Source organism: Cellulomonas oligotrophica, from assembly GCF_013409875.1.
Taxonomy (GTDB): domain Bacteria; phylum Actinomycetota; class Actinomycetes; order Actinomycetales; family Cellulomonadaceae; genus Cellulomonas; species Cellulomonas oligotrophica.
Genome location: NZ_JACCBK010000001.1, coordinates 240,397 through 260,916, shown reverse-complemented (window position 1 = coordinate 260,916; position 20,520 = coordinate 240,397). Strand labels below are relative to the sequence as shown.

General features: G+C 75.9%; 17 protein-coding genes. 5 read left to right on the top strand and 12 right to left on the bottom strand.

What is annotated here, in order from left to right:
• Nucleotides 1-3 precede the first annotated feature (3 nt).
• From ruvX to BKA21_RS01130, 7 genes are all read right to left on the bottom strand, one after another.
• Nucleotides 4-540, bottom strand: coding sequence for a Holliday junction resolvase RuvX (ruvX, locus tag BKA21_RS01160; RefSeq protein WP_308439067.1), 537 nt, complete (start codon nucleotides 538-540; stop codon nucleotides 4-6).
• A gap of 28 nt (nucleotides 541-568) precedes the next feature.
• Nucleotides 569-3,253, bottom strand: a complete 2,685-nt coding sequence (gene alaS / locus BKA21_RS01155) for an alanine--tRNA ligase (protein ID WP_140459003.1) — start codon at nucleotides 3,251-3,253, stop codon at nucleotides 569-571.
• Between the two features lie 100 nt (nucleotides 3,254-3,353).
• On the bottom strand, nucleotides 3,354-3,743 hold the full coding sequence (locus BKA21_RS01150; protein WP_140459004.1) for a hypothetical protein: 390 nt from the start codon (nucleotides 3,741-3,743) through the stop codon (nucleotides 3,354-3,356).
• Nucleotides 3,740-4,102, bottom strand: coding sequence for a DUF948 domain-containing protein (locus tag BKA21_RS01145; RefSeq protein WP_140459005.1), 363 nt, complete (start codon nucleotides 4,100-4,102; stop codon nucleotides 3,740-3,742). The genes BKA21_RS01150 and BKA21_RS01145 overlap by 4 nt, the downstream gene beginning before the upstream one ends.
• A gap of 174 nt (nucleotides 4,103-4,276) precedes the next feature.
• On the bottom strand, nucleotides 4,277-4,903 hold the full coding sequence (rpsD, locus tag BKA21_RS01140; RefSeq protein ID WP_140459006.1) for a 30S ribosomal protein S4: 627 nt from the start codon (nucleotides 4,901-4,903) through the stop codon (nucleotides 4,277-4,279).
• Nucleotides 4,904-5,135: 232 nt separating this feature from the next.
• Nucleotides 5,136-5,558 (bottom strand): peptidoglycan-binding domain-containing protein, encoded by a 423-nt coding sequence (locus tag BKA21_RS01135; protein ID WP_140459007.1) that lies wholly within the window; start codon nucleotides 5,556-5,558, stop codon nucleotides 5,136-5,138.
• Between the two features lie 178 nt (nucleotides 5,559-5,736).
• A complete protein-coding gene (locus BKA21_RS01130) occupies nucleotides 5,737-7,128 on the bottom strand; it encodes a replication-associated recombination protein A (protein ID WP_140459008.1) in 1,392 nt (463 codons plus the stop codon).
• A gap of 133 nt (nucleotides 7,129-7,261) precedes the next feature.
• Here BKA21_RS01130 and BKA21_RS01125 point away from each other — a divergent pair, with 133 nt between their 5' ends.
• Nucleotides 7,262-9,499: an MMPL family transporter gene (locus BKA21_RS01125; protein WP_140459009.1), complete on the top strand. Its 2,238-nt coding sequence runs from the start codon at nucleotides 7,262-7,264 to the stop codon at nucleotides 9,497-9,499.
• Between the two features lie 48 nt (nucleotides 9,500-9,547).
• On the opposite strand, the gene BKA21_RS20070 is transcribed toward BKA21_RS01125, so the two are convergent.
• Genes BKA21_RS20070 through BKA21_RS01110 form a run of 3 tightly spaced genes read right to left on the bottom strand, consistent with a single transcriptional unit; the run spans nucleotide 9,548 to nucleotide 13,041 of the window.
• Entirely contained in the window at nucleotides 9,548-10,447 is a 900-nt protein-coding gene (locus BKA21_RS20070) for a GNAT family N-acetyltransferase (protein WP_140459010.1), read from the bottom strand.
• Entirely contained in the window at nucleotides 10,444-12,246 is a 1,803-nt protein-coding gene (aspS, locus tag BKA21_RS01115; RefSeq protein ID WP_140459011.1) for an aspartate--tRNA ligase, read from the bottom strand. Before aspS ends, BKA21_RS20070 begins: the two co-directional genes overlap by 4 nt.
• Before the next feature lie 54 nt (nucleotides 12,247-12,300).
• The gene (locus BKA21_RS01110; RefSeq protein WP_239072779.1) at nucleotides 12,301-13,041 is read right to left on the bottom strand and encodes a hypothetical protein; all 741 of its coding nucleotides are present in this window, start codon (nucleotides 13,039-13,041) and stop codon (nucleotides 12,301-12,303) included.
• Nucleotides 13,042-13,097: 56 nt separating this feature from the next.
• On the opposite strand from BKA21_RS01110, the gene BKA21_RS01105 reads away from it, so the two are divergent.
• Nucleotides 13,098-13,619: a TspO/MBR family protein gene (locus tag BKA21_RS01105; protein ID WP_140459012.1), complete on the top strand. Its 522-nt coding sequence runs from the start codon at nucleotides 13,098-13,100 to the stop codon at nucleotides 13,617-13,619.
• A 59-nt stretch (nucleotides 13,620-13,678) separates the two neighbouring features.
• Here the strand turns inward: BKA21_RS01105 and BKA21_RS01100 are convergent, their stop codons facing one another.
• Nucleotides 13,679-14,404 carry an MBL fold metallo-hydrolase gene (locus BKA21_RS01100; RefSeq protein WP_140459013.1) on the bottom strand — a complete coding sequence of 242 codons (726 nt, stop codon included), beginning with the start codon at nucleotides 14,402-14,404 and terminating at the stop codon, nucleotides 13,679-13,681.
• 173 nt (nucleotides 14,405-14,577) lie between these two features.
• Between BKA21_RS01100 and BKA21_RS01095 the strand changes: the two genes are divergently transcribed.
• The 3 genes from BKA21_RS01095 to BKA21_RS01085 all read left to right on the top strand — a co-directional run bounded on the left by BKA21_RS01095 (nucleotide 14,578) and on the right by BKA21_RS01085 (nucleotide 17,968).
• On the top strand, nucleotides 14,578-15,357 hold the full coding sequence (locus tag BKA21_RS01095; RefSeq protein ID WP_140459014.1) for a peptidylprolyl isomerase: 780 nt from the start codon (nucleotides 14,578-14,580) through the stop codon (nucleotides 15,355-15,357).
• Nucleotides 15,354-17,144 (top strand): DUF349 domain-containing protein, encoded by a 1,791-nt coding sequence (locus tag BKA21_RS01090; protein ID WP_140459015.1) that lies wholly within the window; start codon nucleotides 15,354-15,356, stop codon nucleotides 17,142-17,144. The genes BKA21_RS01095 and BKA21_RS01090 overlap by 4 nt, the downstream gene beginning before the upstream one ends.
• Before the next feature lie 188 nt (nucleotides 17,145-17,332).
• Nucleotides 17,333-17,968 (top strand): hypothetical protein, encoded by a 636-nt coding sequence (locus BKA21_RS01085; RefSeq protein ID WP_140459016.1) that lies wholly within the window; start codon nucleotides 17,333-17,335, stop codon nucleotides 17,966-17,968.
• Between the two features lie 39 nt (nucleotides 17,969-18,007).
• Here the strand turns inward: BKA21_RS01085 and BKA21_RS01080 are convergent, their stop codons facing one another.
• Nucleotides 18,008-20,347: a RelA/SpoT family protein gene (locus BKA21_RS01080; protein ID WP_140459017.1), complete on the bottom strand. Its 2,340-nt coding sequence runs from the start codon at nucleotides 20,345-20,347 to the stop codon at nucleotides 18,008-18,010.
• Nucleotides 20,348-20,520: the final 173 nt, after the last annotated feature.

Here is a 20,520-nt window from a genome sequence, read left to right as displayed (position 1 = left end):
TCGTCACTCCACGGTCGTCGTGCCGTCGCCTGCAGCCTCCCCCGACGCCGGGCTCCGTGGTTCCAGGTCCACGTCGACCCGTTCCCCGGGGCGACGGCCTGTCGCCCGCTCGGCGTCCAGCGCGTACTGCAGGATCACCACCGCGGCCGCCTGGTCGACGACCTCACGGTGGCGGCGTCCGGATCGGCCGGACGCCTGGAGCGCGTGATGCGCGGACACGGTGCTCATCCGCTCATCGACCAGACGGACCCCCGTGGGGGCCGCGGCCTGCGCCAGGGCGACAGCGTACGCGCGCGCGGCGCCCGCCGACGAGCCTTCGGCACCCGAGAGGTGCCGCGGAAGTCCGACATACACGACCTGCGCACCACGCTCACGCACCTCGTCCGCGATCCGGACGACGTCCGGAGAGGTCGCGTGGACCGTCCCGGCGGCGCGTCGGACCGTCGCGACCGGCGTGGCGAGCATCCCGTCGGGGTCGCTCGCCGCGACCCCGACGCGGACGCTGCCGACGTCGACCGCGACGCGGGCGCCCCGGGTCACGGGTGCGTCGTCGGAGCGGCGCGCCACGTCAGCCGCGCACCGCCGCCACGACCGCGGACAACGCGTCGGCCAGGCGCGCGGGGTCCTGCCCGCCGCCCTGCGCCACGTCGTCCTTGCCGCCACCACCGCCGCCGAGCACGCCCGACGCGGTGCGCACGAGGGCACCGGCCCGCAGGCCCGCCTCCCGGGCCGGCGCGTTGGTCGCGACGACGACGAGGGGGCGTCCCTTGGCGGTGCCGCCCACGGCCACGACGGACGGCGCACCGTCCCCGAGGCGCCCGCGCACGTCCAGCGCGAGGGTGCGCAGGTCGTCGGCGCCCGCCACGTCACCCGCGTCGTGCGCGACGACGAGCGTGGCCCCCACCTGCTCCGGCGACGCCGCGAGGCGGCCAGCCGCGGCGAGCACCTGCGCCTGACGCAGCTGGGCCAGCTCCTTCTCCGACTCGCGCAGCCGCTGCATCAGCGAGGACACGCGGTCCGCGAGGTCGTCCGGACGCGCACCGAGCAGCCCCGAGAGCTGCCCCACGAGCGCGCGCTCCTTGGCCTGGTACCCGTACGCACCCGCACCGACGAGCGCGTCGACGCGCCGCACGCCCGACCCGATCGACGACTCCCCCAGCAGCGTGACCAGCCCGAGCTCGCCCGAGCGCCGCACGTGCGTACCCGCGCACAGCTCGCGCGACCAGTCGCCGCCGATGGACACCACCCGGACCTCGTTGCCGTACTTCTCGCCGAACAGCGCCATCGCGCCGAGCGCACGTGCCTCGTCGATCGGCATGACGGCCTCGGTGACGTCGAGGTCGTCCTGCAGGCGCTCGTTGACGCGCCCCTCGATCTGCGCGAGCGAGCCCGCGGGGACGGCCGCGCCGGAGCGGAAGTCGAACCGCAGCCGGCTGGGCGCGTTCTCCGAGCCCGCCTGGGTCGCGGTCGAGCCGATCTCCTCGTGCAGCGCCTTGTGCACCATGTGCGTCGCGGTGTGCGCGCGGGCGATCGCCCGACGACGCTGCACGTCGATCTGCGCGGTGCCCGCGTCGCCCAGCGTGATCGTGCCGTCCACGAGGCGACCGTGGTGCACGGACAGCCCCTTGATCGGCGCCTGCACGTCGTCGACCTGGACGAGACCGCCCGCGTCGAGGTGGATCGTGCCCTCGTCGGCGAGCTGGCCGCCCGCCTCCGCGTAGAACGGCGTCACGTCGAGCACGACCTGCACATCCGCCGGCGCGGTCGCGGCGGGCTGCGGCACGCCGTCGACGAGCAGGCCGACGACCCGGCTGCGCGTGGTCGCGTCGGTGTAGCCGGCGAACCGCACCGGCGCGCCCTGCTCCGCGCTGAGCGCCTGGTGCAGCTGCTGGTACGCGGACGTGTCCGCGTGGCCGGTCTTCTTGGCCAGCGCGTCGGCGCGCGCCCGGTCCCGCTGCGCCTGCATGAGCGTGCGGAACGCCTGCTCGTCGACGTCGACCCCGTGCTCCGACGCCATCTCGAGCGTCAGGTCGATCGGGAAGCCGTACGTGTCGTGCAGCGCGAACGCCTGCTCGCCCGTCAGCACGGGCGCCGGGGTCGACTTCGCCTTCGCCACCGCCCCCTCGAAGATCGTCGTGCCGGCGGTCAGCGTCCGCAGGAACGCCTCCTCCTCGCCGTACGCGACCTGGGCGATGCGCTCGAAGTCGCGCGCGACCTCGGGGTACGACACCGCCATCGCGTCGCGGCTGACGGGCAGCAGGTGCGGCATCACCGGCTCCTCGACCCCGAGCAGCCGCATGGAGCGGACCGTGCGGCGCACCAGCCGGCGCAGCACGTACCCGCGCCCCTCGTTCGACGGCGTCACGCCGTCGCCGATGAGCATGAGGCTGGAACGCACGTGGTCGCCCACGACGCGCAGCCGCACGTCGTCCTCCGTGACCGCGCCGTAGCGGCGGCCCGTGATCTCCTGCGCCTGGGCGATGACGGGGAAGACCTCGTCCGTCTCGTACAGGTTGTTCTTGCCCTGCAGCAGGTACGCGATGCGCTCGAGGCCCGCACCGGTGTCGATGGCCTTCTGCTCGAGCTCGCCCAGCAGCGGGTAGTCCTTGCCCCGGCCCTCGCCTCGCACGAACTGGTCGAACACCAGGTTCCAGATCTCCAGGTACCGGTCGCCGCCGGGGTCGACCGTGCCCCCCTCGGCCTCGGGGCCGAACTCGGGACCGCGGTCGTAGTGCCACTCCGCGCAGGGGCCCGCGGGACCGGGCTGGCCGGTGTCCCAGAAGTTCTCCTGGCGGGGCAGGCGCACGACGTGCCGGCGGTCCACGCCGACCCGGAGCAGCGCGTCGAGCGCCTCCGCGTCCTGGTCCCACGTCGTCACCCACAGGCGGTCGGGGTCGAGCCCGAAGCCGCCCGCGTCCTGGGGGGACGTGAGCAGCTCCCACGCGAGCTCGATCGCCCCCTCCTTGAAGTAGTCCCCGAAGGAGAAGTTGCCCATCATCTGGAAGAACGTGCCGTGCCGCGTGGTGCGACCGACGTTCTCGATGTCGTTGGTGCGGATGCACTTCTGCACGTTCGCCGCCCGCGGCCAGGGCGCGTCCTGCGTCCCGAGGATGTACGGGATGAACGGCACCATGCCGGCGATCGTGAACAGGATCGACGGGTCCGGCGAGATGAGCGGCACGGACGGCACGATCTCGTGGTCCTTGCTCGCGAAGTAGTCGAGCCAGCGCTGGCGGATCTCGGCGGTACGCATGTCGTCCTCGTGGTTCTCGTCGCCGCGGGCGGCGGTGCTCGGTTCGGGGGCGCCGGCGCGCGGTGCACGTCGGGCGGGGCCGCGGTGCGGCCGGTCGGGCTCAGAAGAACGGTGCCCGGTCGTCGTCGTCGGGGTCCTGCGTGGGGGCGTCGCGCCAGCCGCGGGCGGCCAGGTCGGCCGCGAGGTCGTCCTCGCCGCCGCGCCCACCGCCGAAGGCCGTGCGCAGCTCGTCGCGCCGGCGCGGGGCCTGGGCCCGCAGCTCGTCGACGTCGACGTCGCCGACGAGGGCGGCCAGCAGCTCGGCCTCACGCTCGGCGACGCCCTGCCGGAAGTCCGTGCGGGCGGCGTCGGCGGCCCGGGCCAGCCGGACGGCCCCGGTGACGGCCTCGCTCGCCCCGGGCGGCGCGTAGGTCTCGACGAGCCGGCGGCCCTGCCGCACGACCACGACCGTCAGCGCGACGCCCACGCCGATCCAGAAGATCCGCCTCACGGCCGGCTGCCCCGGCGCAGGCCGTCGACGGCCCGCCGCACACCGTAGGAGAAGGCCGCGACCTTGATGAGCGGCCCGCCGACCGTGGCGGTCACCAGCGACGTGAGCGCCGAGACGTTCTCGCCGACCTGCGCGGCCGCCGTGGTGACCGTGTCGACCTTCTCGAGCTGGCCGGCCGACGAGGCCACGAGCTGGGCCGTCTCGTCGAGCACCGGCACCGAGTGGTCCGTCAGCGCCTTGACCGAGGCGCGGGCCTCGTCGAGCACACCGCCGAGCTTGAGCAGCGGCACCGCGAGCAGCCCCACGAGCAGCACGAACGCGATCGCCGCGATGAGTCCCGCGACGTCTCCCACCGACATCCCGGCTCCTTCCCCCGCTCGACTCGTGCGCAGCCGCGCTGCGCCCCGGCAACCCTACCCGCGCGCGCGGACCGGGTGCGGCGCGGCACGCGGCCGCCGCCCGGGCCGTCGCCACCCCGGGACGACGACGCCCCGCCGTGCGCAGGGCACGGCGGGGCGTCGAGGAGGGGTGCGTCAGCGGGCGTAGTACTCGACGACCAGCTGGACCTCGCACGTCACCGGGACCTCGGCGCGCTTGGGGCGGCGCACGAGGGTGGCGCTCAGCTTCTCGAGCTGCACGTCCAGGTAGCCCGGGAGCGTGGGCAGCACGTCGCGGTGCGCACCGGCAGCGGCGACCTGGAAGGGCACCGTCGTCTGGCTCTTGGGCTTGATCTGGAGCGTCTGGCCCTCCGACACGCGGAAGGACGGACGGTCCACGATCTTGCCGTCGACGAGCACGTGACGGTGCACGACGACCTGGCGGGCCTGCAGGATCGTGCGGGCGAAGCCGGCGCGGAGCACCAGCGCGTCCAGGCGCGTCTCGAGGTCCTCGACAAGGGCCTCACCGGTCAGGCCCGGGGCCTTGCGGGCGTTCTCGTACGCCTTGGCGAGCTGCTTCTCGCGCAGCGCGTACTGGGCGCGCAGACGCTGCTTCTCCCGCAGACGGACGGCGTAGTCCGACTCGGTGCGACGGCGGGCACGGCCGTGCTCGCCGGGCGGGTAGGGGCGCTTCTCGAAGTGCTTGACGGCCTTGGGCGTCAGGGCCAGGCCGAGGGCGCGGCTCAGGCGGACCTGGCGGCGCGAACGGGTCACACTGCTCACAGCGGTACTTCCTGTCGTGTCTCGTGACGATCACACCCGCGCACCGGACGAGGTCCGGACGGAAAGAGGTTCCGGCAGGCGTGGGGCCGACCATGGTGCACCCGGCACGGAACACGGGTGCGGGCTGAGGCCCCAGGGGTGACGCCGGCGCAAGAGCGCACCGGCAGCCCTGCGATGCTACCCGCCGGGCGCCGAGAGCGAAAATCCAGCCCCCGGCGACCGGCGGTGCTCGTCAGGCCTTGTAGACGGCCTTGGCGCAGAACGGCGTGCCGTTGCCGTTGCCGTACCCCTGGAACAGCATCGCGTTGTGCGTGTTGGGTCCGTAGGCACCGTCCGCCGTCACGCCCATGCGCCGCTGGGCGTTGACGAGGGCCGCCCGTGTGGCGGCTCCGAAGATCCCGTCGACGGTGATGGCCTGGCCGTAGCAGCCACGCAGGGCCGTCTGCAGCATGCGGACGCCCGTGCCGGTGTTCCCCTGGACCAGGTAGCAGTTGTTGGTGTTGTTCGTGGTCGAGAACGGCACGCTCGTGGTCTCCCGGGCGTCGTGCGCGTTGCACGGCCCGTACGCCGCGGAGGCGGGGGCGGCGGCGGCGAGGCCGAGCCCCGCGGCCAGCAGGGCGGCGAGGGCGGAGGAGATGAGGCGCTGTCGGGACATGACTGGTGCTCCGTTGCATCGGTACGGGTCGCCGGAGGAGGAGTGCCGTCGGCAGTGCCACGTCAGTGACGGCCCCCGGTGACGGACACCTGCAGTCAAGCAGCCCCGTGACGTCCGTGTCCGACAGTTGGACGGGCGACCTCGACGGCGGCCCCGAGCCGGGGACCCCTCGCCCCGGTCAGGCGTCGTCGAGGATCGCGCGGACCCGGGCGAGGCGCTCGCCGACGGACCGCTCGTACCCACGGTCCGTCGGCTCGTAGTAGCGCGTGCCCACCAGCTCGTCCGGAAGGTGCTGCTGCGGCGCGACCCCGTGCGGCTCGTCGTGCGCGTACCGGTAGCCGGCCCCGTGGCCCAGCTGCTTCGCGCCCGCGTAGTGCGCGTCGCGCAGGTGCGCGGGCACCGGGCCCAGGCGCCCGGCGCGCACGTCCGCGAGCGCGCGGTCGATGCCGAGGTACGCGGCGTTGGACTTCGGTGCGGTGGCCAGGTGCACGACGGCCTCGGCGAGGATGATCCGCGCCTCGGGCATGCCGATGAGCGCGACGGCCTGGGCCGCGGCGACCGCGGTCTGCAGGGCGCTCGGGTCGGCCATGCCGACGTCCTCGGCCGCGGAGATGACGATGCGGCGGGCGATGAACCGGGGGTCCTCCCCCGCCGCGACCATCCGCGCCAGGTAGTGCAGCGCGGCGTCGACGTCGGAGCCGCGGACCGACTTGATGAAGGCGCTGACGACGTCGTAGTGCTGGTCGCCGTCCCGGTCGTAGCGGACGGCCGCGACGTCCACGGCCCGCTCGACCGTCGGCAGGTCGATCACCGCCGGCTCGGTGTCCGCGGGGTCGTCGTCGACCGTGACCGGCCGGTCCCCGAGCGCCGCCCCGGCCGCGGCCTCGAGGATCGTCAGGGACTTGCGCGCGTCGCCGCCCGCGAGGCGCAGCAGGTGGTCCGTGGCGTCCTCGGTGAGGACGACGGACCCGGCCAGCCCGCGCTCGTCGGCGACGGCGCGCTGCACGAGGGTCCGCACGTCGTCGGTGGTCAGCGGCTGGAGGGTGAGCAGCAGGGAGCGGGACAGCAGCGGTGAGTTCACGGAGAACGAGGGGTTCTCCGTGGTGGCCGCCACGAGGGTGACCCACCGGTTCTCCACGGAGGGCAGCAGGGCGTCCTGCTGCGCCTTCGTGAAGCGGTGCACCTCGTCGACGAAGAGCACGGTCTCGGTGCCGTCGCCCGCGAGCCGCCGGCGGGCGTCGTCGATGACGGCCCGCACGTCCTTGACGCCGGCCGTCACGGCCGAGAGCTCGACGAACCGGCGCCCGGACGTGCTGGCCACCAGGTACGCCAGGGTCGTCTTGCCCGTGCCCGGCGGGCCCCAGAGCACGACCGAGGACGGCGCCGCCCGGCGCGTGGCGTCGTCGGTCGGCTCGACGAGCCGGCGCAGCGGCGAGCCGGGCACGAGCAGGTGCCCCTGGCCCGCGACCTCCGCGAGGGTGCGGGGGCGCATGCGGACCGCGAGCGGGGCGCCGGCGCCGGGTGCGGGGACGCCGTGCGCGGAGGTGCTCACCGCGTCGAACAGGTCCATGGCGGCGAGCCTACGCGCGCCGTCCGACGGTCCCGGGCGCCGGGGCGGTGCGGACCGGTCGGGGCGGGGCGCCACGCCGTGCCGGCTGCACCGACGGGTGCAGATGTGCGCGCACGCCCGGCGACCTGCGACGATGGCGCGCGTGTTCGCACGCCTGGGCCGCACCGTGGCCCTCCACCCGCGCATCGTCGTCGTCGCGTGGCTCGTCCTGTCCGTCCTGGGGGTCGCGCTGGCGGGGGGCGTCGTCGGCGACGGCGCGCTCGGCCGCGTGACGACGGCCACGCCCGTCGCGCCGGGCTCCCAGTCCGCGCAGGGTGCGCAGGTCCTGGCGGACGCACGCACGTCGGGCCCGAGCGTCACGCTCGTCGTGCAGGGCGTCGACCCGACCGTCGAGGGTCTCGACGACGCGCTCGACCCGGCACGCACGGCGCTGGCCGCCATCACTGGCGTGGTCGGCGTGTACGACCCGCTCGGCCTGCCCGACGGCATCACGAACCCGGCCGCCGCGCCGCTCCTGGCCCTCGACGGGCAGGGGTTCCTCGTGGTCGTCGAGCTCGCGCCCGACCTCGGGGAGGGCGCGCAGGAGGCGTCGCTGGAGGCCGTCACGGCCCGGCTGACGACGCTGCCCCAGGACCTCGCCGCCGTCGCCCCGGGCGCCACGGGGATCGTGGGTGCCGACCACCTCGTCCAGGAGGAGCTCACCGTCGAGGTGGGGCGCGACCTGGGCACCGGGGCGCTGCTGACGCTGCCCGTCGCCGCGGTGCTGGTGCTCCTCGTCCTCGGCGGCCTGCTCGCGGCCGCGATCCCGTTCGCCGCGGCGGCCGTCGCGCTCGCCGTGGGGCTCGCGGCGCTCTGGGTGGTCGCGGCCGTCACGGACGTCGACGCCTCCGTCGTGACCGTCGCGGCCGTGCTCGCGCTGGGGCTGTCGCTGGGCTACGGGATGCTCGTCGTGCACCGGTTCCTCGACGAGCTGCACGACCTGGTGGACGAGGACGACGGTGCCGGGTCGCGGCGTCGGCGCGGCGACGGCGCCGTGGCGGAGGCCGTCGAGCGGACCACCGCGACGGCCGGGTGGACGGTGGCGTGCTCGGCGGCGGTCCTCGCGGTCGCCGTGAGCGGTCTGCTGCTGCTGGGTCCGCGGGTGCTGGCCGCCGCAGGCGTGGTCGTCGTGCTCGTGGTCCTCGTCGCGGCCGCCGCCGCGCTCACGCTCGTGCCGGCGCTGCTGGTGGTGCTGGGCCGCCGCCTGGTCCAGCCCGGCGTGCTGGGGCCGCTGCCCGGGGTGCGCACGCTGCGGGCCCGCGCCGTGCAGCGCGCCCGCGACCCGCGCGTGTCCGCGGTGCGGTCGCAGGTGCGCGGCCGCCCCTGGTGGGTGGTGGCGGGCTGCATGCTCCTGCTGGGCGTGCTGGTGGCGCCGGCGTCCCGGGTGGACCTGCGCGTGTCGGGCACCGAGCTCCTGCCGGCCACGGCCACGCAGCGGGCGTTCCTCGAGGCCCTCGCCGCGGGCTACCCCGCGGCGTCGTCGCCCGCCGTGGCGGTCGTGGCCGAGACGGACCTCGAGCAGGCGCAGGCCTGGGCCGAGCAGGTCGCCACGCTCGAGGCCGTCGCGTCCGTGGACGCCCCCACCACCATGGGCTCGTACGTGGTGATCGGGGTGCGCCCGGCGTCGACCGACCCCGGCGGGGCCGTCGCCCAGCGCGTCGTGCGCGACGTCCGTGCCCTCGACGCCCCCTTCGAGATCTGGGTCGTCGGGCAGGCCGCGGAGCAGACGGACGTCACGCAGATGCTCAAGGCCCGGGCGCCCCTGGCCGCGGCGGCCGTCGCGGTCGTCACGCTCGCGCTGCTCCTGCTCGCGACCGGCTCGGTCACGCTGTCGGTCGCCGCGCTGGGCACGAGCACCCTGGTCGCCCTGGCCGGCGCGGGCGCCCTCGTCGTGGTCTTCCAGACCGGTCGCCTCGACGCGCTGCTGGGCCCCGCGGCCACCGGGGGCGTCGAGACGTCGGCGCTCGCGATCGCCGCCCCGGTGGCGTTCGGGCTGTCCGCCGGCTACGGCATGGCGCTGCTCGCCCGCATCGCCGAGCTGCACGAGGCGGGCCGGCGGACGGACGTCGCCGCCCGGGTGGCCCGCCGCAGGTCCTGGGTGCTGCTGACGGCGGTGTCCGGGGTCCTCGTGGCGCTGCTGGGCGGCCTCGTCGTCGCCGACCTCGTGGTCCTGCAGGAGATCGGCGTGGCCCTCGCTGCCGCGGTCCTCCTGGACGCGACGGTCGTGCGCCTCCTGCTCCTGCCGGCCGCGACGACCGTCCTGGCCGGGCAGAGCTGGTGGGGGGCGGCCTGGCTCGCGCGCCTGCGCGACCCGCTCGTCCGCCTGCGCTGACCGCGGGTCGGACGGGCCTCCGGGCCGTCTCCGGATGGACCGGTGCGGTCAGGCGCCCCGCGGGGCCGCCAGGTGCGCAGGCACCTGCGTGACGCCGTGCGGCGCCCATGACGCGTTCCGCGCGTCCGTGACCAGCCCGAGGCGTTCGTACAGGCGCCGGGCGGTGGCGTTGTCGGCGTACATGCCGAGCGACACCCAGTCCGCACCGGCCCCGAGCGCGTCCCGCACGGCGCGGGCGGTGAGCGCCGCACCGAGGCCGCGACCGCGCTCGGTGGGCAGCACGCCGAGACCGTGCAGGTGCCACGACCCGCGCCCGCCCGGTGCGCCGGGCCGGCGCGCCGCACCGACGACGCCCACGAGACGTCCGTCGCGACGCACGCCCCACCACGCGGCGTCGTCGGCGCTGCCGGGCCGTGCGCTCGTGCCGGGGTTCGCCACGGCGAGGCACGCGACGACGTCGCCGTGGGCGTCGGCCTCGAGCCGGACCACGTCGCCCTCGCCGGGCACGGCCGGCGGCGCGGACGACGTGGACATGCGGTCCCAGCTCGAGAACCGTGCGACGCCGAGGGCGTCGGCCCACGGGTCGAGGTCGGTGTCCCGCGGGACGGTCACCCACCCGACGCCCGACCGCACGGCGGACCGCACGCCCGCGAGCGCGACCTCGCCACCGACCGGGGTGCCGGGAGCAGGGGCGCCCGGCAGGCAGGTGCCGACGAGGGCGCCGACGCGGGCGGGGTCCCCGCGACCGGTCAGCGTCGTGCCGCGCGGGCCGGTGCCGACGACCAGCAGGGCGCCGTCGTCGCCGAGCACGTGCGCGTCCGGCCACCGCTCACGGTCGTCGAGGAGCCACCGGTCCGTGCGCCACCGCAGCGGCAGCCGGGCGACGAGGTCGCCGCCGCGCCGGACCAGGTGGTCCGACGCGGCGGCGGGGGTCGTGCCCGTGCTCACCGGGTCGCGTCGGCGCCCTGGTCGGGCGCGGCGGCGGGGGCCACGACCTTGGGGCGCGCGTCGACGCCGGTCTCGCGGCGCTGCTCCACGGAGATCGGGGCGGGCGCACCCGTGAGCGGGTCGTAGCCGCCGCCCGACTTGGGGAAGGCGATGACCTCGCGGATCGACTCCGAGCGGGTCAGCAGCGCGACGATCCGGTCCCAGCCGAACGCGATCCCGCCGTGGGGCGGCGCGCCGAACGCGAAGGCGTCGAGCAGGAAGCCGAACTTCTCCTGGGCCTCCTCCGCACCGATGCCCATGACCTCGAACACGCGCTGCTGCACGTCACGGCGGTGGATACGGATCGAGCCGCCGCCGATCTCGTTGCCGTTGCAGACGATGTCGTACGCGTACGCCAGGGCCTCGCCGGGGCTCTCCTCGAACCGGTCGACCCACTCGGGCGTGGGCGAGGTGAACGCGTGGTGCACGGCGGTCCAGGCGCCACCGCCGACGGCGACGTCGTCGTCCTCGCCCGTGGGCTTGAACAGCGGGGCGTCGACCACCCACACGAACGACCACGCGTCCTCGTCGACGAGTCCGCCGCGCCGGCCGATCTCCAGGCGGGCGGCGCCGAGCAGCGCACGCGCCTCCGACGGCTTGCCCGCGGCGAAGAAGATCGCGTCGCCGGGCGAGGCCCCCGTGGCGGCAGCCAGCCCGGCCCGCTCCTCCTCGGTGATGTTCTTCGCGACGGGACCGCCGAGCTCGCCGTCCTCGCCGACCGTGACGTACGCCAGGCCCTTGGCGCCGCGCTGCTTGGCCCACTCCTGCCACGCGTCGAACCCGCGCCGCGGGGTCGCCGCGCCGCCCGGCTGGACGACCGCACCGACGTACGGCGCCTGGAACACCCGGAACGGCGTGCTCGCGAAGTACGCCGTCAGGTCGCTCAGCTCGAGGCCGAAGCGCAGGTCGGGCTTGTCGGTGCCGAAGCGCTCCATGGCGTCGGCGTACGTCATCCGCGGCACCGGCGTCGGCACGGTGTAGCCGATGAGGTCCCACAGCGCGACGAGCACCTGCTCCGCGAGCGCGATGACGTCGTCCTGGTCGACGAAGCTGGCCTCGACGTCGAGCTGGGTGAACTCCGGCTGGCGGTCGGCGCGGAAGTCCTCGTCGCGGTAGCAGCGGGCGATCTGGTAGTACCGCTCGAGGCCGCCGACCATGAGCAGCTGCTTGAACAGCTGCGGGGACTGCGGCAGCGCGTACCAGCTGCCCGGGGCCAGGCGTGCGGGGACGACGAAGTCGCGGGCGCCCTCGGGCGTCGAGCGCGTGAGGGTCGGGGTCTCGACCTCGACGAAGCCCTGCGCGTCGAGCACGCGGCGGGCGGCCTGGTTGGCCTTGGCGCGCAGGCGCAGCGCGTGCGACGGCGCGGGGCGTCGGAGGTCGAGGTAGCGGTGGCGCAGGCGCGCCTCCTCGCCGACCTGCTCGTCGAGCGACGTCGAGACGGGGAACGGCAGCGGCGCGGACTCGTTGAGCACGACGACCTCGTGCGCGACGACCTCGACCTCGCCGGTCGCGAGGTTCGTGTTCTCGTTGCCGTCGGGGCGCCGGCCGACCTCGCCGGTGACCTGGAGCACGTACTCGGCGCGCAGCCCGTGCGCGACCGCCTCGTCACGGATGACGACCTGGGCGATGCCCGACGCGTCCCGCAGGTCGACGAACGCCACCCCGCCGTGATCGCGGCGCCGGTCCACCCAGCCCGTGAGGGTGACGGTGGTGCCGATGTGCTCGGCTCGCAGCGAGCCGGCGGTGTGGGTGCGGAGCACGGGACGCGGTCCTTCGGTCGGGCGGTCGGCGCCCGGTCGGACGCCCGGTCGATCCTAGTGGGCGTCACCCGTGCCGGTCGCGCGGGCAGCGCTCCCCCGGGCGACGCTCCCCCGGGCGACGCTCCCCCGGGCAGCGCGCCGCCCGGCGCGGACCGGTGCGAGCGTCGTCGTCACGCGGGTCACCGAGGGACGCGGCGGCGACGAGGAGAAGCCGAACCGCACGGGCGGATCGACGTCCGCCAGCGGCCCGAGGGGCTCGCCGTCCCAGCGCGCGTCGGCCTCGACGACGGCGTGCTGGTCGCTCGCGCCGTACCACTCGCGCAGCCCGCCGCCGGCGGTGCCGTGCGTGCGCACGCCGGGCAGCAGCAGGCGGGCGACCGGGTCGGCGACGGTGGCGAGCAGGGTGGAGGCGGCGAGCGGCCGGGGCAGCAGCCCGAGCAGGTGCCCGGTGGGCGTGCGGGGCCCGACGACGAGGGTCACCGCCAGCGGCCCCGCCAGCACCGTCCAGGTGCGCGCCCACCGGTCCGCGTGCACGTGGACCGGCACCACCCGCACGTCGTCGAAGCGGTACGCCCGTGCCACCACGGCGGCGACGTCGTCGCGCGGCGCCAGCAGCAGCCGGGTGCCGTCGCCGCGCTCGACCATGACGTCGGCGAACGCCCCGAGCGGCGAGGACCCCCACCGCCCGACGACCAGGCGCGTGCCCGAGGCCGTGCCGAGGCCCGCGATGTGCCCGACGTACCGCCCCGCCGCGGGGTCGGACGGTGCGGGCGGGTGGGGCGTGGTCCGCGTCACCCGGCCACCGTAGGCGCCCGGTTGCCGGTCCGCCGCCCGCGGCGCAGGGTCGGGGCATGACGACCACCGCCGGACCCGCCACCGACGCCCGCCCCGCCCCGCGCCGCGGGGCCCGCTCCGTGCTCGTGCTCGTGACGCTCGTCGTCGCGTGCCTCGCGGTGGGTGCCGTGGGCGGGCTGTCCACGCAGGGCGCCGTCGACGGGTGGTACGCGGACGCGCAGAAGGTCCCGTGGAACCCGCCGAACTGGGTGTTCGGGCCTGCCTGGACCGTGCTCTACGTGCTGATGGCCGTCGCGGCGTGGCGCGTGTGGCGCGTCGGCGGCCTCGCGCACGCGCGCCCGGCCCTGCTGCTGTGGGTCGCCCAGCTCAGCCTGAACGCGGCGTGGACGCCGATCTTCTTCTCCGGGAGCCTGGTGTGGGTCGCGCTGGTCGTGATCGTGGCGCTCGAGGCGGTGCTCGTGGCGACCGCCGTGGCGTTCTGGCGCCACGACCGGCTCGCCTCGTGGCTCCTGGGTCCGTACATGACGTGGGTCGCCTTCGCCACGACGCTCAACGTGGGGATCGGCGTCCTCAACTGAACGCGCGGCAGTCGCGAACCGCGGCCCCCGGTCGGGACGGCGGCGGGCGACGTGCGGCGTCAGCGTGGCAGCCAGGGGTTGGTCGCGAGCTCGGTGCGCACGTCGGTGGCCGGCCCGTGGCCGGGCAGCACCGGCGCGTCGGGCGGCAGGGCGCCCACGACCTGGGCGAGCGTCTGCGCCATCGTCGCGGCGTCGCCTCCCGGCAGGTCGGTGCGGCCGACGCCGCCGGCGAACAGCACGTCGCCGGACAGCACGACGGGGGCCCCGGCCGCCGCGGGCACACCGTCGAGCAGGTAGAGCGTCGACCCCTCGGTGTGCCCCGGGGCGTGCCGGGCGCGCAGCCGCACCCCGCCGAGGTCGAGGTCGACGTCCGCCGTGCGCCCCGACGGCTCGTCGCCGCCGAACGGCTCGACGCGCGCGGGCACGGTCCACGACCCGACGTCGGCGCCGGCCGCGGCGAGGGCCGCCGTGAGCGGGCCCGCCGGGTCGCGGGGGTCCAGGACGCCCAGCGTGCCGAACGGGTCGTCGAGGCGGTACGCGTCCCGGGCGTGCAGCACCAGCGGCACGCCCCACGCGTCGCACAGCGCGGCCGCGTCCCACACGTGGTCGGCGTGGCCGTGCGTGGCCAGCACGGCCTGCGGGCGCCACCCGTGCTGCTCGACCAGCAGCCGGACGGGACCGGCCGCCCCCGCACCGGCGTCGACCACCACGCACGCGCCGTCGGGCGCGACGAGCACGCTGCACCGGGTGGCGAAGACAGGGGCGACGACGGTGTGGATCTGCACCCGACGCACGGTACGCGGACCGCGCCGGCACCGGCACCGGGCCCCGCGCCCGACGCGCGAGGGGCGACGCGCCGCCCGCCCCACGGCGGGCGTGTGGTCGGCGACACCTCCGCCCTGCCTAGACTGTCGCAGGCACGCGGGGCGTGCCCTGGGTCGACCATGCGAGGAGAACGGTGTCGAGCAAGCGCGATCGTGAGTACGAGCGCCGGCGTCACGAGAAGTGGGTGGCGCGGCAGGCCGCGGCGCGGACGCAGCGTCGGCGCCAGCAGGTCGTCGCCGGCGTCGTCGTCGGCGCCCTCGTGCTCGGCACCGGCGTGGTCGCGGCCGTGGCGCTGACCCGGGGTGACGCGGCCACGGACGCCGCCACGCCCGCGGCGACGTCCACGCCCGCCCCCTCGACCACCGCGCTGCCCGCGCGCACCGGCAACGGGGGCGTCCTGCCGGAGGCCGCGCTCGCCGAGGACCGCACCTGGTCGGGCACGCTGACGACCACGGCCGGGGACGTCGAGGTCGAGCTCGACGGCGCCGCCGCCCCGCAGGCCGTCGCGAACTTCGTCACGCTCGCGCAGGAGGGGTACTTCGACGACACGCAGTGCCACCGCCTCGTGACGAGCGGCATCTACGTGCTGCAGTGCGGCGACCCGACGGCCACCGGCAGCGGCGGGCCCGGGTACGCGTGGGGCCCGATCGAGAACGCCCCCGCGGACGACGTCTACCCCGCGGGCACCATCGCCATGGCCCGGGTGGGCGGCGACGGCGAGTCGATGGGCAGCCAGTTCTTCCTCGTCTACGAGGAGTCGCAGATCCCGTCCGACGCGGCGGGGGGGTACACCGTGTTCGGCCGCATCACGTCCGGCCTGGACGTGGTGCAGGCCATCGCTGACGCGGGGACCGGGGCGGACGGCGTCCGCCCGGTCACCGACGTCATCATCGAGGGAGTGGAGATCCAGTGACCGAGCAGACCCCGACGCCGTCGAGCGACGACGCCGTGCAGGCCGGCGGCCTTCCTCCCGAGGCCGCGTCCGACGCGCCGACGGCTGACGACGTCGCCGGCCAGGACGCGCCCGCGGCGGGTACCGACGCCGACGGGCAGGACGCGGCGCCCGTGACGCCGGACGACACCGATCTCGTGGCAGGCACCGCGACCGCCGCCGAGACCGAGCCCGCCGACGTCGCCGCGGACGCGGACGCAGCCGTCGACGACTCCCCCGCGGACGCCGCGACGACCGACGGTGCCGCGGAGCTTGAGACCGCTGCCGAGCCGGTCGCCGCCGAGCCGACCGAGCCCGAGGACCCGGCAGCAGCGGACGGTGCCGACGAGGCCCCGGCCGAGCCGGTCGCGGCCCCCGTGGCGCCCGGTCCGCGGCCCACGCCGTCGACCGTGCGCCCCGTGCCGCGCCCGCTCCCCCGTCCGGCGGCCCACGCCCCGGCGCCGGCCGCCGCGCCCGTGGCGCCCGTCGCACCCCCCGTCGACGCCGCCGAGGCCGCGCACGCGGCCACGTTCGGGCGGGTCGACGAGGACGGCACCGTGCACGTCCGCGAGGCCGCGGGCGAGCGTGTCGTCGGGCAGTTCCCCGGTGCGAGCACCGAGGAGGCCCTGGGCCTGTACGTGCGCCGCTTCCTCGACCTGCAGGCGAAGGTCGTGCTCTTCGAGGCGCGGCTCCAGGCCACCGACCTCGCGGTCAAGGAGATCGACCAGACGCTCGCGCGGCTCACCGAGGAGCTCGAGGCCCCTGCGGCCGTGGGCGACCTCGACGCGCTGCGCGCCCGGCTCGACGGCCTGCGCGAGCGGGCCGCGGAGCGGCGCGCCCAGGCCGAGGCCGAGCGCGCCGCCGCACGGGCGGCCGCGGTCGAGGCACGCACCCAGATCGTGGAGCAGGCCGAGAAGATCGCCGGCACGGACCCCGGGCGCATCCAGTGGCGGCCGGCGGGCGAGCAGCTGCGCCAGCTCCTCGAGCAGTGGAAGGACGCGCAGCGCTCCGGCCCGCGCATCGACCGCCCCACCGAGGAGTCGCTGTGGAAGCGGTTCAGCCACGCACGGACCACCTTCGACCGTGAGCGCCGGCACTTCTTCGCCGAGCTGGAGACCCGCAACGCCGAGGCCAAGCAGGTCAAGGAGGACCTCGTCGCGCAGGCGGAGGCGCTCGTCGACAGCACCGACTGGGGTGCCACGTCCGGCGTGTTCCGGGACCTCATGGCGCAGTGGAAGAACGCCGGGCGCGCCAGCCGGCAGGTCGACGACGCGCTGTGGGCCCGCTTCCGCGCCGCCCAGGACGCGTTCTTCGCCGCCCGGGACGCCGCCAACGCCGCGGTGGACACCGAGTACCGCGCCAACCTCGAGGTCAAGGAGGCGCTGCTCGCCGAGGCGGAGTCCCTGCTTCCCGTGACGGACCTCAACGCGGCCAAGCGGGCCCTGCGCACCCTGCAGGACCGCTGGGAGGCCGCCGGTCGCGTGCCGCGCGGCGACCTGCAGCGCGTCGAGGCGCGCCTGCGGGCCGTGGAGGCGGCCGTCCGCGACGCCGACACCGCGCAGTGGCGGCGCACCAACCCGGAGACCCGGGCCCGTGCCGAGGGCGCCGCCGCCCAGCTCGAGCAGGCCATCGCCGGGCTCGAGGCGGACCTCGCGGCCGCCGAGGCGAAGGGCGACCAGCGGCGGATCACCGAGGCGCGCGCCGCGCTCGACGCCCGCCGGGCGTGGCTCGAGCAGGTCCAGCGCGCCGCGCAGGACGCTCGCGGCTGACCGGCAGACCCCGGCACGACGAGACGGGAACGGTCGCTGCAGCTCCTCGGTCCGAGGGGAGGCAGCGACCGTTCCCGTGAGCGCCGTCCCCGCGGCTCCTCCGAGGCGCCGCGGGGCGGCACGACGGAGCGAGGCCTGCGTCCACAGGGCCGCACGCACGCGCCCCGCACGTGCGTCATGCTCGACCGATGCACGCGACGCCCGCCGCCCCCAGGGCCGGCACGACCCCGGCGCACCCGCGACCGACCCACGACCGCCCCGGCCCGCCGGCGGCGATGCGTGCGCTGCGCCCCGTCCCCGTCCGGCTGCCCGACGTGGTCCACCGCGACGACCTGTCGCAGCTCGCCTGGGTGGGCCTGCACCGCGACGGTCTGCTGGAGCCGCTGTGGGGCGACGCGGCCGCCACCGCCGGCGACGTGCCCGACGACCGCCGTCGGGCGCTCGCCCTCGCCCGGCTGGTCCCGGCCCGCGGCACCGTGGGCCGCCTCGCCGCCGCCTGGGTGCACACCGGTCTGCTCCCGCCCGACCACGTCGACGTGCTCGTGCCCTCCGGGGGACGTCGCACCGACCCGCACCCGCTGCGCCGCGCGGCCGAGGCCGTCCTGGACGAGCGCGACGTCCTCGTGGTCGCGGGCGTGCGGGTGACCACGGTCCTGCGCACGGGCGTCGACGTCGCCCGGTGGGTGCCGGAGGGTGCCGCCGTCCCGGCGCTGCGGGCGCTCGTCGCGGTCGGTCTGCGCACCGACGCGGCGCTGGCCGAGCTCGGCAGGTTCACCGGGCACCGCGGGGTCGCCCGCGCGGCCCGGCTCCTCGCCGGGCTGTGACCCTGGCGGGTGCTGCGGGGCTCGCCCACATCCTCACCGTCAGGCGCGGATGACGGGCTCCTCGGACGCCTTGGCGCCCGTGATGCGGTACACGTCGAAGACGCCCTCGACCTTGCGCGCCGCGGCCAGCACGGACGCCAGGTGCGACGGCTCGGCCATCTCGAACACGAACCGCGACAGCGCCACCCGGTCGCGGGACGTCGACACGGACGCCGACAGGATGTTCACGTGGTGGTCGGACAGCACCCGGGTCACGTCCGAGAGGAGCCGCGCCCGGTCGAGCGCCTCGACCTGGATCTGCACGAGGAACATCTGCGAGCTGGTGTGGGACCACTCGACGTCGACGAGGCGCTCGGGCTCGCGCCGCAGCTGCTCGACGTTGATGCAGTCCGACCGGTGCACCGAGACCCCGGCGCCGCGGGTCACGAAGCCCACGATGTCGTCGCCGGGCACCGGCGTGCAGCACTTCGCGAGCTTGACCCACACGTCGTCGACGCCCTTGACGACGACACCGGGGTCGCCGGTGCGCACGCGCCGGGTCGTGGTCCCCGGGCGGGTGGTCTCGGCGATGTCCTCCTCGGCCGCGGGCTCCCCGCCGAGGGAGTGCACGAGCCGCTGCACGACGTTCGCGGCGGACACCTGCCCCTCGCCGACGGCCGCGTACAGGGCGGACACGTCCGCGTAGCGCATCTCGTGCGCGAGCGCGATGAGCGCCTCGTGGGACATGAGCCGCTGGATCGGCAGGTTCTGCTTGCGCATCGCCTTGGCGATCGCGTCCTTGCCGTGCTCGACGGCCTCCTCGCGGCGCTCCTTGGAGAACCACTGCCGGATCTTGTTCCGGGCCCGGGGGCTCGTGACGAACCCGAGCCAGTCACGGCTGGGGCCGGCGGTCTCGGAGCGCGAGGTGAACACCTCGACGACGTCGCCGTTCTCGAGCCGGGAGTCCAGGGGGACGAGGCGCCCGTTGACCCGGGCGCCCATGGTGCGGTGGCCGACCTCGGTGTGGACGGCGTACGCGAAGTCCACGGGTGTCGACCCCGACGGCAGCGCCATGACGTCGCCCTTGGGGGTGAACACGTACACCTCGGACCCGGCGATCTCGAACCGCAGGGAGTCGAGGAACTCGGTCGGGTCGGCGGTCTCGCGCTGCCAGTCGACGAGCTGGCGCAGCCACGTCATGTCGTTGCCGGCGGCGTCGGGCGTGCCGTCCTTCGCGCTCTCCTTGTACTTCCAGTGCGCGGCGACGCCGTACTCGGCGCGGCGGTGCATGTCGTGCGTGCGGATCTGGATCTCGACGGGCTTGCCGCCCGGGCCGATCACGGTCGTGTGCAGCGACTGGTACAGGTTGAACTTCGGCATCGCGATGTAGTCCTTGAACCGGCCGGGGACCGGGTTCCACCGCGCGTGCAGCGCACCGAGCGCCGCGTAGCAGTCGCGCACCGTGTCGACCAGGACGCGCACGCCGACCAGGTCGTAGATGTCCGCGAAGTCGCGGCCGCGCACGATCATCTTCTGGTAGATCGAGTAGTAGTGCTTGGGCCGGCCGGTGACGGTGGCGCGGATCTTGGCGGTCCGCAGGTCGGTGCCGACCTGGTCGCGCACGGTCGCCAGGTACTCCTCGCGAGCGGGCGCCCGCTCGGCCACCAGGTGCACGATCTCGTCGTAGACCTTGGGGTACAGCGTCGCGAACGACAGGTCCTCGAGCTCCCACTTGATGGTGTTCATGCCGAGGCGGTGCGCGAGCGGGGCGTAGATCTCGAGGGTCTCGCGGGCCTTCTTCTCCGCCGAGGACGCGGCGACGAACTTCCAGGTCCGGGCGTTGTGCAGCCGGTCGGCGAGCTTGATGACGAGCACGCGGATGTCGCGCGACATCGCCACGACCATCTTGCGGACCGTCTCGGCCTGGGCGGCGTCGCCGTAGGTCACCTTGTCGAGCTTGGTGACGCCGTCGACGAGCATCGCGACCTCGGGCCCGAACTCCTTGCGCAGCTGCTCGAGGGAGTAGTCGGTGTCCTCGACCGTGTCGTGCAGCAGGGCGGCGACGAGGGTCGACGGGGTCATCCCGAGCTCGGCGAGGATCGTCGCCACGGCGACGGGGTGGGTGATGTAGGGGTCGCCGCTCTTGCGCAGCTGGCCGCGGTGCGCCTTCTCGGCGACGACGTACGCCTGCTCGATGGGGCCGAGCTCGGCCTTCGGGTGGTTGGTCCGCACGGCCTGCAGCACCGGCTCGAGCGCCGGGTACGCCGGTGCCGAGCGGCCGGAGAGCCGCGCGAGGCGTGCCCGGACCCGCCCCGTGGAGCCGGTCGCGGGGTCGACCGCCGCGTCGGTGCTCTCGCCGAGGGCGGCAGGCGCTCCCGTGGCCTGCACGTCGTCGCTCATGCCGCCCCCTCCCGGTGGGTCCTGCCACGCGCGAGGGGCGGTCCGTGCGCCCGCCGTCGGTCGCCCGGTCCTCCGCGTGGACCTGGTCGACCGAGTCTACGTCCGGTCCGACCGCACCTGGGCGCAGGTCCGGCCCGGCGCGCGGGGCGCACCGGGCCGGATCGGTCCTGCGG